Origin of the sequence: Pseudomonas sp. (genome assembly GCF_050739935.1) — a bacterium.
Lineage (GTDB): Bacteria > Pseudomonadota > Gammaproteobacteria > Pseudomonadales > Pseudomonadaceae > Aquipseudomonas.
This window is the reverse complement of sequence record NZ_JBOICF010000114.1, coordinates 1-12,077: the sequence shown is the minus strand read 5'-3', so window position 1 is coordinate 12,077 and position 12,077 is coordinate 1. Positions and strand designations below refer to the sequence as shown.

Here is a 12,077-nt window from a genome sequence, read left to right as displayed (position 1 = left end):
GAATTCATTCGCGAGAGGGCGGCACAGCCGACGCCGATGTGTCGCCCGAACGACCGCATCGCGAATGAATTCGCTCCCACAGGTGCTATGTCCATTAAGCCCTCAGCGACCGTCGGGAGGGCATGTCCAAATCCGAGCGTTGATCTCAGCGCTTATGCACCAAAACTCCCGCCGAATACGTCTCGCTGACCGTCCTGTCATCCCCCAGCGTCATCAACACGAACAACCGTTCTTCAATGCTGCTCGCCTGTTTCATGCGATAGGACAGCAGCGGCGTGGCGTTGAAATCCAGCACCACGAAGTCCGCCTCGGTACCTTGATGCAGGTTGCCCACTTTGTCCTCCAGACGCAGTGCCCGCGCTCCACCCAGGGTTGCCAGGTACAGCGACTTGAACGGGCTGAGCTTGGCGCCTTGCAGCTGCATTACCTTGTACGCTTCGTTCAGCGTCTGCAGCAGCGAGAAGCTGGTGCCGCCGCCGACATCAGTACCCAGTCCTACGTTGACCTTGTGCTTTTCCGCCATCGGCAGGTTGAACAGACCGCTGCCGAGGAAGAAGTTGGACGTAGGGCAGAAGGCGATGGCTGAACCGGTTTCCGACAGGCGCTCACACTCCTGATCGCATAGATGCACGCCGTGGGCGAATACCGAGCGTTCGCTCAGCAGCTTGAAGTGATCGTAGACATCCAGATAGTTCTTGCGCTCCGGGAACAGCGCCTTGACCCATTCGACTTCCTTCAGGTTTTCGCTGATGTGGGTCTGCATGTACAGATCCGGGTATTCGGTCAGCAATTGGCCGGCGAGGGCGAGTTGCTGCGGGGTGCTGGTCGGCGCGAAGCGAGGCGTGACTGCGTAATGCAGGCGACCCCTGCCGTGCCAGCGCTCGATAAGCGCCTTGCTGTCGATGTAGCTCGACTCGGCGGTGTCCACCAGGTAATCGGGGGCGTTGCGGTCCATCATCACCTTGCCGGCGATCATGCGCAGGTTGAGCTTCTCGGCGGCACTGAAGAACGCCTCCACCGACTCCTTGTGGCGACTGCCGAATACCAACGCGGTGGTGGTGCCGTTGCGCAGCAGTTCCTTGATGAAGATGTCGGACACTTCTGCGGCATGGGCCGGATCGGCGAACTGACGCTCGACAGGAAAGACATAGGTATTGAGCCAGTCGAGTAGCTGCTCGCCGTAGGAACCGACCATACCGGTCTGTGGCAAATGGATATGAGTATCGATGAAACCGGCGGTGATCAGAGCGTCGGTGTAGGTCACCACTTCAACATCGCTGGCCAGCGTGCCCAGCAAGTCCCTGGCATGGCCGACAGCGGAGATCTTGCCGTTTTCCACAACCATCAGGCCGTCTTCGAAATACTCATACGACGCTTCGACCACCACTTCGGCAGGGTCGGCGATGCTGTGGACGATGGCGGCGCGGTAAGCTTTCTTTTCAGTGGTCATTTTCGCAATTCGTTCTTTTAGGGTTCATTGAGCCTGGCTGCGGCGCGAAACCGGCAGCAGCTTGGCCACGGGTTCGGACGTCGAACTCTGTTCACCAAAGTTCGCGTTATAGGTGGCGATCACCTCGGCGGCGACCGACACGGCGATTTCAATCGGCAGCTTGCCCTTCACTTCGGACAGGCCCATGGGGCAGCGCATCCGCTGTACCAATGCCGGGTCAAAACCACGGTCGCGCAGGCGGTGTTCGAACTTCACGCGTTTGGTCTTCGAGCCGATCAGACCGAACCAGGTGAAGTCGCCGCGCTTGAGGATCGCTGCGGTCAGCTCCAGATCCAGCTGGTGATTATGGGTCATGACGATGCAATAACTGCCTGCGGGCAGGTTATCCACTTCATCGATGACCTCATCGTTGACGATTTGAGTCACGCCTTCCGGGATGTGCGCCGGGAATTCCGCTTCCCGCGAGTCTATCCAGCGTACCCGGCACGGCAAACTGGCCAGCAGCGGCACCAGCGCGCGACCGACATGGCCGGCGCCGAACACCGCGATTTGCGCCTGGGGCTGGCCCATCGGCTCGAAGAGCAGCACATTGACGCCACCGCAGCACTGACCCAGGCTGGCGCCGAGGCTGAAGCGTTCAAGGCGGGTCTGCTGGCTGCCGCTGGCGAGCATCTCGCGGGCGATTTCCATGGCCTTGTATTCCAGATGGCCGCCGCCAATGGTGTCGTAGATCCGCTCGGCGCTGACCACCATCTTCGAGCCTGCATTGCGCGGCGTCGAGCCACGCTCCTCGATGATGGTCACCAGCACGCAGGCTTCACCCTGGGTTTGCAACTCGGCGAGGGCGCTGATCCAGTTGTTCATGTGTTTCTCCTGATCACCTAGATGGCGGATCAAAAATCTTCGTCGTCCATTCAGCCTATTCATGAGCAAGCCGATTCCCACAGAATCGATGGCCATGCAGCAGGTCGGGCCTGGTGCCTTCCCACCCTGCGGGGGCGAATTCATTCGCGAGAGGCCGGTACATCCGACGCATTTCCGTCGTCTGATCGATTGCATCGCGAATGAATTCGCTCCTACAGTTTTCGGCCATCTATCCCTTTTAAACCGGCGAAACCGTCAGCTCATGGGCAACGCCAGCGGCCTCTGAACTGGCGACCTTCAACTTGCGCATCTGCTCGCAACCCCACAGCACGCGCTCCGGTGTCGCGGGCGCGTCGATTTTCGGCTGATGTTTGTAATCGCCCAGGCTCGCCACTGCATCCTTGATCGCGCACCAGGCGGCGATCCCCAGCATGAACGGCGGTTCACCCACGGCCTTGGAATGGAACACCGTGTCTTCCGGGTTCTTGCGGTTTTCCACCAGCTTGACCCGCAGGTCCGCTGGCATGTCCGCCACCGCCGGGATCTTGTAGCCGGCCGGGCCGTTGGTCATCAGCTTGCCTTTTGCGTTCCACACCAGCTCTTCGGTGGTCAGCCAGCCCATGCCCTGAATATAGCCGCCCTCGACCTGGCCGATATCGATAGCCGGGTTCAGCGAGGCACCGACGTCATGCAGGATGTCGGTGCGCAGCATCTTGTATTCGCCGGTCAGGGTGTCGACGATCACTTCAGTGCAGGCCGCGCCGAACGCGAAGTAGTAGAACGGCCGACCCCGTGCCTGGCTGCGGTCGTAGTAGATCTTCGGCGTCTTGTAGTAGCCGGTGCTCGACAGCGACACCTGACCCATCCACGCCTGTTGCGCCAGGGTGTCGAAGCTGATGACCTGCTCGCCGACGCGCACGTGACCGTTGCGGAATTCGACCTGCGACTCTTCGCACTTGTAATGCCGGGCGGCGAACTCGATCAGCCGCTGCTTGATGGTTTCCGCCGCGTTCTGCGCCGCCTTGCCGTTCAAGTCCGCGCCGCTGGAGGCTGCGGTCGGCGAGGTATTGGGCACTTTGTCGGTGTTGGTCGCGGTGATCTGCACGCGGTCGATGCCCACCTGAAACACTTCGGCAACGACCTGCGCGACCTTGATGTTCAGACCCTGGCCCATCTCGGTGCCGCCATGGTTCAGATGGATGCTGCCGTCGGTGTAGATATGAATTAGCGCACCGGCCTGATTGAGGAAACTGGCGGTGAAGGAAATACCGAATTTCACCGGCGTCAACGCCAGGCCCTTCTTCAGAATCGGGCTGTTGGCGTTGTAGGCCGCGATCGCTTTGCGCCGTTCGTAATACTGGCTGCTTTCTTCCAGTTCGGCGGTCATTTCCTCGAGCATGTTGTGCTCGACTTCCTGGTAATAGTGAGTGACGTTGCGCTCGGTCTTGCCGTAGTAGTTGGCCTTGCGCACCGCCAACGGGTCCTTGCCCAGATGTCGGGCAATGGCGTCCATCACTTCCTCGATGGCGACCATGCCTTGCGGGCCGCCGAAACCACGATAGGCGGTGTTCGATGCGGTGTTGGTCTTGCAGCGATGGCCGTTGATGGTCGCATCGCCCAAGTAATACGAGTTATCGGCGTGGAACATTGCGCGGTCGACAATCGAGGCCGAAAGGTCCGGCGAACAGCCGCAGTTACCGGCCAGTTCCAGCTGAATCCCGTGCAGGCGACCGTCGTTGTCGAAGCCCACGTCGTATTCGACATAGAAGGGGTGGCGCTTGCCGGTCATGAGCATGTCCTCGACGCGGGGCAAGCGCATCTTGGTCGGCTGACCGGTGAGGCGTGCGACCACCGCGCACAAGCAGGCGGGGCTGGCGGCCTGGGTTTCCTTGCCGCCAAAACCACCGCCCATGCGGCGCATGTCGACCACCACCTTGTTCATCGACACGTCCAGCACTTCGGCGACCAGCTTCTGCACTTCGGTCGGGTTCTGGGTCGAGCAATAGACAATCATGCCGCCGTCTTCGGTGGGCATGACTGAAGAGATCTGCGTCTCCAGATAAAAGTGCTCCTGCCCGCCAATGTGCAGCGTGCCCTGGATGCGGTTGGGCGCCGAATCCAGCGCGGTGGCCGAGTCGCCGCGTTTGTGGGTATGGCTGTCGAGCACGAAATGCTTGTTGCGGTAGGCCTCGACCACGTCCAGCACCGGTTCCAGATCTTCATATTCGATGATCGCAGCCATCGCGGCCTTGCGCGCGGTTTCCAGGTCGCGGGCGGCCACGGCAATCACCGGCTGACCGACGAACTCGACCTTGTCGATGGCCAGCAGCGGATCGCCCGGCAGCAGCGGGCCGATGTCCTTGAGGCCCGGAATGTCTTCATGGGTAATGGCGATCCGCACGCCTTCAAAGTCGTAGCAGGGCGACACGTCGACACTGACGATCCGCGCATGGGCACGATCTGACATGCGCGCATACACATGCAGCTGATTGGGGAATTCCAGACGATCATCGATGTAGATCGCCTCGCCCGACACATGTTTGTCGGCGCTGTCATGCTTGACGCTGCGGCCGACGCCAGTGGTGAGGTCTTGCTGGAACAGGGCGACCAGTTCTTCTTGAGTTTTCTGCGGAGCATGATTAGACATAAGCGGTCACCCGTGTCTCGATGTGTGGCGTTTGCAGCTCGATGAAGTATTTGCGCAACAGGTTCTGCGCGCTGAGCAGGCGATATTCCTTGCTGGCGCGGAAGTCCGACAGCGGGGTGAAGTCCTGTTCAAGGGCTACGCAGGCGCGCTCGACCGTCGCTGAGGTCCAGGGCTGGCCGATCAGGGCCTGCTCGCAGTTGGCAGCACGTTTTGGAATCGCGGCCATGCCACCGAACGCCGCGCGGGCGTCGACGATGGCGCCGTTTTCCACCTGCAGTCGGAACGCGGCGCAGACTGCCGAGATGTCGTCGTCCAGGCGCTTGGATACCTTATAGGCGCGGAACACCTGTTTGGCGTTGGCCTTGGGCACGATGATCTTCTCGATGAACTCGCTTTCCTGACGCGCGGTGACACGGTAGTCGATGAAGTAATCCTCCAGCGCCAGCGTGCGAGTTTTCTCGCCTTTGCGCAGGACAATCTTCGCCCCCAGCGCAATCAACAGGGGCGGCGAGTCGCCAATCGGTGAGGCATTGCCGATATTGCCTCCCAGCGTGCCCTGATTGCGGATCTGCAATGACGCAAAACGGTGCAGCAGCTCGCCGAAATCCGGGTATTGGTTGCTCAGTGCTTCATAACAGTCGGTCAGCGCAGTCGCCGCGCCGATCTCGATGCGGTCGTCGAAGTGCTCGATTTTCTTCATGTCGGCGACGTTGCCGACGTAGATCATCACCGGCAGCGTGCGATGGAACTGAGTGACTTCCAGCGCCAGATCGGTGCCGCCCGCCAGCAGGCGAGCTTGCGGGTATGAGTCGTAGAGGTCGGCCAGATCCGCCACGGTCAATGGCACCAGGCAGCGTTTGTCGCCGCTGTTCAGCTCGGCGGTTTCCGCGGGTTTGATGGCTTTGAGGCGGGCGATGGTCTGCGACTTGCAAGCGTCGAACTGGTCGGGTTGGCGCTGTTGACCGCAGGCCTGTTCAGCGGCGGCGAGGATTGGGCGGTAACCGGTGCAGCGGCACAGGTTGCCTGCCAGCGCTTCGTGAGCCAGCGCGTGCTTGACGCGAGATGAGTCGGTTTCGTTGCTGTTCTTCTGCAGCGCGAACAGCGACATCACAAAGCCCGGTGTGCAGAAACCGCACTGCGAGCCGTGGCATTCGACCATGGCCTTTTGCACGCTGTGCAACTGGCCCTGGTGCTTGAGGTCTTCAACGCTGATCAGCTGCTTGCCGTGCAGGGAGGCGACGAAGGTCAGGCAGGAGTTCAGGCTGCGATAGCTCAGGTTATCCTGGCCATCGGCATCGGTACTCAACTCGCCGACCACCACCGTGCAAGCGCCGCAGTCGCCGCTGGCGCAGCCTTCCTTGGTGCCGGATTTGTGCAAATGCTCACGCAGATAGTTGAGCACCGTCATGTTGGGGTCCAGAGCATGCTCGGTTTTAAGCTCTTGGTTCAGTAGAAACTGGATCACCGGTTGCGCCTCGTTTTTCTTTTAATAGAAGTGGTCATCGAACCTGTCGATGAATCTATCAGTTCTGACTATTGGGTCAACGAAAATCTGACCTTTAAGTCAAGAAATTGAGTTTTGCCGGAAATTGCCGATTAACGGCAGCATGACGTTGCAATAAAACGCTGCGGAGTCGCTCAAAGTTTTGCTTATTTCGTGCCAGTTTGCGTGACATGGCCCTGCGCCACGGGTATCCAGTGCGATACACTTCGCCGCTTGTGTGCAGCTATCGGTTTAAAGGAAAGAAATGACGTTCAAGGCACCGGACAGCCTCGCTGAGCAGATCGCTCATCATCTCGCCGAGCGGATCATTCGCGGCGAGCTCAAGCCAGGGGAGCGGATTCAAGAGCAGAAGGTCACCCAGGCGCTCAATGTCAGCCGCGGGTCGGTTCGTGAAGCACTGTTGATCCTTGAGCGACGCCATCTGATCGTGATCCTGCCGCGCCGTGGTGCGCAGGTGAGTGTTCTCACTGCGCACAATATTCAGAGCTTGTGTGCCCTGATGAGCGAGTTGTACATCCTCTTGGGCCTTGCGGTGGCCAGAAGCTGGCAGGATGAACTCGACCTGGCGCCATTCCTGCAGATCCAGCAGCGTCTGATTGCCAGTTGTGAGCGCGGTGATGTGAAAAGCTTCGTCGAAGACAGCTTCAACGTGATGCGCACGGCGTATCCATTCGCCAACAACCCTTACCTGGAAGAGACCGTCGAGAACCTGCAGCCATCCATGAGCCGCTTCTACTACCTGGCGCTGGAGCAGCGTCAGGCCGAGATGAGCGAGTACCTGACCCTGTTCGGGCAACTGCTCGAAGCAGTGGTCGCCCGTGATCTGACGCGCATTCGCGCGGTCCTGACCCGCTACGCCGAGCGCAGCTGCCAGTCGATCCTGTCTGCACTGGCGGCCAACTGATCCATGCGCCTCAAATGCATCAGGCTGGCCGGGTTCAAGTCGTTCGTCGATCCGACGACGGTGAACTTCCCCAGCAACATGGCGGCCGTGGTTGGCCCCAATGGATGCGGCAAATCCAACATCATCGATGCGGTGCGCTGGGTCATGGGCGAAAGCTCGGCCAAGAACCTGCGCGGCGAGTCGATGACCGACGTCATCTTCAACGGCTCCACCAGCCGCAAACCGGTGAGCCAGGCCAGCATCGAACTGGTCTTCGATAACTCCGACAGCACCCTGGTTGGCGAATACGCCAGCTATGCGGAAATTTCCATACGCCGCAAAGTCACGCGCGACAGCCAAAACAGCTATTACCTGAACGGCACCAAATGCCGTCGTCGCGACATCACCGATATCTTTCTCGGCACCGGTCTTGGCCCGCGCAGCTACTCGATCATCGAACAGGGCATGATCTCCAAGCTGATCGAGGCCAAGCCTGAAGATCTGCGCAACTTCATCGAGGAAGCTGCGGGCATCTCCAAGTACAAGGAGCGCCGGCGCGAAACCGAAAACCGCATTCGTCGTACCCACGAAAACCTCGCGCGCCTCACCGACCTGCGCGAAGAACTGGAGCGGCAGCTGGAGCGTCTGCATCGTCAGGCCCAGGCTGCCGAGAAGTATCAGGAATACAAGGCCGAAGAACGCCAGCTCAAGGCGCAACTGTCGGCGCTGCGCTGGCAGGCGTTGAACGATCAGGTGGCGCAGCGCGAGTCGATCATCGGCACCCAGGAAGTCAGCTTCGAGGCGCTGGTCGCCGATCAGCGCAGTGCCGACGCTGCCATCGAACGCCTGCGCGACGGGCATCACGATCTGTCCGAGCGCTTCAATCTGGTGCAGGGCCGCTTCTATTCGGTGGGCGGCGATATTGCGCGCAATGAACAAAGCATTCAGCACGGCCAGCAGCGTCTGCGTCAGTTGCAGGACGATCTGCGTGAAGCCGAGCGCGCCCGGCAGGAAACCGAATCTCATCTGGGCCACGACCGCACCTTGCTCGCCACACTCGGCGAAGAGCTCGAAACACTCGAGCCCGAGCAGGAAATGACTCTGGCTGCTGCCGAAGAGTCCGCCGCCGCGCTGGAAGAAGCCGAAGCCGCGATGCACGGCTGGCAGGAGCAGTGGGACGCCTTCAACCTGGCTTCGGCCGAACCGCGTCGCCAGGCCGAAGTTCAGCAATCGCGCATCCAACAGCTGGAAACCAGCATGGAGCGTCTGGCCGAGCGTCAGCGCCGACTAGGCGAAGAGCGTCAGCTGTTGGCGGCCGATCCCGAGGACGCGGCAATTCTGGATCTGAGCGAAGACCTCGCTGCCCGCGAAATGGCCTTCGAAGAACTGACCGCCGAAGAAGAACAGCTCATCGAGCGCCTTGAACAGTTGCGCCTCGAACTGCAACACGCCACGCAATCCCAGCAGCAGGCGCAGGGCGATCTGCAGCGCCTGAACGGTCGCATCGCATCGCTGGAAGCCTTGCAGCAGGCTGCGCTCGATCCCGGCACCGGCACCGCCCAATGGCTGCGCGATCAGCAGTTGAGCGAGCGTCCGCGTCTGGCCGAAGGCTTGCGCGTCGAAGCCGGCTGGGAGCTGGCGGTGGAGACCGTGCTGGGCGCTGATCTGAACGCGGTATTGGTCGACGATTTCGCAGGTCTTGATCTGATCGGTTTCAGCCAGGGCGATCTGCGGCTGGTCAGCCCTGCCACCGACATGGCGCGCATTGCCGGCAGCCTGCTGGACAAGGTCGAAACCCATGTCGATCTGAGCGGTTGGCTGGGGCAGGTCAAACCGGTGGAGACGCTCGACGATGCACTGTCGCTCAGGGCCCAATTGAGCACCGGACAAAGCCTGATCAGCCGCGATGGTTACTGGGTCGGTCGCGACTTCCTGCGCGTGCGCCGCGCCAGCGAAGCCGAAAGCGGCGTGCTGGCCCGTGGTCAGGAATTGCAGCGTCTGGAGGCAGAACGCGAAGAGCGCGAAGCGACGCTTGCCGCGCTGGAAGATCAACTGCTGAGCCAACGCGAGCAGCAGCGCTTGCAGGAAGACAGTCGCGAGCAACTGCGTCGCCGTCTGCAGGACGAGGCCCGCCAGCAAAGCGAGCTCAAGGCGCAGTTGTCAGCGGCCAAGGCCAAGGTCGAGCAGCTGACACTGCGTCGCACGCGTCTGGACGAAGAATTGACCGAACTGGCCGAGCAGCGTGCCCTGGAGCAGGAAAGCGTGGGCGAATCACGCCTGCAATTGCAGGACGCTCTGGACGGCATGGCGCTGGACACCGAACAGCGCGAATTGCTGCTGGCTCAGCGTGACAGCCTGCGTGAACGACTGGACCGGGTGCGCCAGGAAGCGCGCCAACACAAGGACCACGGCAACCAGTTGGCGGTGCGTTTGAGTTCGTTGCGGGCACAGCACGATTCGACACGTCAGGCACTGGAGCGTCTGGAGATGCAATCCGAACGCCTCACCGAGAAACGCGAGCAATTGAACCTCGGGCTGGAGGAGGGCGCCGCGCCGCTGGAAGAGCTGCGTCTGAAGCTCGAAGAGTTGTTGGAAAAACGCATGGTCGTCGATGACGAAATGCGCACCGCGAAAAATGCTCTGGAAGACGCCGACCGTGAGCTGCGCGAAGCCGAAAAACGCCGGACCCAGGCCGAGCAACAATCGCAGTTACTGCGCGGGCAACTCGAGCAACAGCGCCTTGAAATGCAATCGCTGACCGTGCGCCGCAAGACCTTGCAGGAGCAATTGCACGAAGACGGCTACGATCTTAATGGTGTGCTCGCGACACTGAGACCTGAGGCCAACGAGAAAGACGCCGAAGAAGAGCTGGGTCGCATCGATGCTCGTATCCAGCGTCTGGGCGCGATCAACCTCGCCGCCATCGACGAGTACCAGCAGCAGTCCGAGCGCAAACGCTATCTGGATGCCCAGGATGCTGATCTCGTGGAGGCGCTGGATACGCTGGAAAACGTGATCCGCAAGATCGACAAGGAAACGCGCAATCGATTCAAAGAGACCTTTGATCAGATAAACAGCGGAATTCAGGCACTTTTTCCAAAAGTTTTCGGTGGTGGCAGCGCTTACTTGGAACTGACGGGCGAAGATTTACTCGATACAGGGGTGACGATCATGGCGCGTCCTCCCGGAAAGAAAAACAGCACGATCCATTTGCTGTCCGGCGGCGAAAAAGCCCTGACCGCACTGGCTCTGGTTTTTGCCATTTTCAAACTCAACCCGGCGCCGTTCTGCATGCTCGACGAAGTCGACGCACCGCTGGACGATGCCAACGTGGGCCGTTATGCCCGACTGGTCAAGGAGATGTCGCAAACCGTGCAGTTCATCTACATCACCCACAACAAGATTGCCATGGAAATGGCCGACCAGTTGATGGGCGTCACCATGCATGAGCCAGGGTGTTCGCGCCTTGTGGCAGTGGACGTTGAGGAGGCAATGGCGCTGGTGGATGCATAGCGGATCGCCATGCGGTGGAACGGATCGAGCAGGAAAAGTGACGCTGGGGTAGCGCGGCACGGGAATAACGACCGCAGCCATACAGATGCTCGCGACATGGCAGATGTAACAGACGGTGTAAAGTTACCTTTGGTCGTGCTAGCTTAATGTCCACTTTTTCATTTTGCGTGGGTAAAAGGCCATTCAGAACATAGAGTTGGCTCCACGTTTTAAAGGGGTTTACGCCCTTAATTTTCAGAATTTTCATTAGAGGCACGGGATTACATGGAAATCGGTCTGCGAGAGTGGCTGATCGTCATCGGCATTATTGTCATTGCCGGTATTCTTTTTGACGGCTGGCGCCGGATGCGCGGCGGCAAAGGCAAGCTGAAATTCAGGCTGGACCGCAGCTTCTCCAACCTGCCGGACGACGATGAAGCCTCGTCCGCCGAGGTGCTTGGCCCTGCGCGTGTCCTCGATACCCCCACAGAACCCCGGCTCGACGAGCAGGACCTGCCGACCATGAGCGCTGCCCGCGATCGGCCTGAGCGTCCCGAGCGTGAAAGCAAACGCAACAAGCGCAAGGACGAGCCACAGCAGGGCGACCTGAATCTGGATATGGATGGCCCGAGTGCGTTCAGCGCCCGTGATGACGATTTCCCGGACGACAAGGCGCCGCAGCGCATTACCGAAGACAAGGATCTTGCGCCGGTCGAGGAAGTGCTGGTGATTAGCGTGATCTCCCGCGACGAGAGCGGCTTCAAAGGCCCGGCGTTGCTGCAGAACATTTTGGAAAGCGGGCTGCGTTTCGGCGAAATGGATATTTTCCATCGCCATGAAAGCATGGCGGGTAATGGCGAAGTGCTGTTTTCCATGGCGAACGCGGTCAAGCCAGGTGTGTTCGATCTGGACGACATCGACCACTTCAGCACCCGTGCCGTGAGCTTCTTCCTCGGCCTGCCGGGTCCGCGTCATCCGAAACAGGCTTTTGACGTGATGGTGGCCGCAGCACGCAAACTGGCGCATGAGCTGAATGGCGAACTGAAAGATGACCAGCGCAGCGTCATGACCGCGCAGACCATCGAACACTACCGCCAGCGCATCGTCGAATTCGAACGCCGCGCGCTGACTCAGCGTCGTTGATTGAACCCCCGGCCCCTGTGGGAGCGAAGTCATTCGCGATACGGTGGGTCGGCGATGAACATGTGTCGCCTGGCCCGATTTCGCGAATGAATTC

General features: G+C 60.1%; 7 protein-coding genes. 3 read left to right on the top strand and 4 right to left on the bottom strand.

The window, feature by feature from the left end; all coding sequences use genetic code 11:
- Nucleotides 1–145 precede the first annotated feature (145 nt).
- The 4 genes from guaD to xdhA all read right to left on the bottom strand — a co-directional run bounded on the left by guaD (nt 146) and on the right by xdhA (nt 6,426).
- A complete protein-coding gene (guaD, locus tag ACRER8_RS22940) occupies nt 146–1,450 on the bottom strand; it encodes a guanine deaminase (protein ID WP_431748475.1) in 1,305 nt (434 codons plus the stop codon).
- Nucleotides 1,451–1,474: 24 nt separating this feature from the next.
- Nucleotides 1,475–2,314: a xanthine dehydrogenase accessory protein XdhC gene (gene xdhC / locus ACRER8_RS22935; RefSeq protein ID WP_431748474.1), complete on the bottom strand. Its 840-nt coding sequence runs from the start codon at nt 2,312–2,314 to the stop codon at nt 1,475–1,477.
- Nucleotides 2,315–2,552: 238 nt separating this feature from the next.
- On the bottom strand, nt 2,553–4,961 hold the full coding sequence (gene xdhB, locus ACRER8_RS22930) for a xanthine dehydrogenase molybdopterin binding subunit (protein WP_431748473.1): 2,409 nt from the start codon (nt 4,959–4,961) through the stop codon (nt 2,553–2,555).
- A complete protein-coding gene (gene xdhA, locus ACRER8_RS22925; RefSeq protein ID WP_431748472.1) occupies nt 4,954–6,426 on the bottom strand; it encodes a xanthine dehydrogenase small subunit in 1,473 nt (490 codons plus the stop codon). The genes xdhB and xdhA overlap by 8 nt, the downstream gene beginning before the upstream one ends.
- Before the next feature lie 283 nt (nt 6,427–6,709).
- Between xdhA and ACRER8_RS22920 the strand changes: the two genes are divergently transcribed.
- From ACRER8_RS22920 to zipA, 3 genes are all read left to right on the top strand, one after another.
- On the top strand, nt 6,710–7,369 hold the full coding sequence (locus ACRER8_RS22920) for a GntR family transcriptional regulator (protein WP_431748471.1): 660 nt from the start codon (nt 6,710–6,712) through the stop codon (nt 7,367–7,369).
- A gap of 3 nt (nt 7,370–7,372) precedes the next feature.
- Nucleotides 7,373–10,861 (top strand): chromosome segregation protein SMC, encoded by a 3,489-nt coding sequence (gene smc, locus ACRER8_RS22915; RefSeq protein WP_431748470.1) that lies wholly within the window; start codon nt 7,373–7,375, stop codon nt 10,859–10,861.
- A gap of 264 nt (nt 10,862–11,125) precedes the next feature.
- Nucleotides 11,126–11,983, top strand: a complete 858-nt coding sequence (gene zipA / locus ACRER8_RS22910) for a cell division protein ZipA (protein ID WP_431748469.1) — start codon at nt 11,126–11,128, stop codon at nt 11,981–11,983.
- The last annotated feature ends 94 nt before the right edge of the window (nt 11,984–12,077 follow it).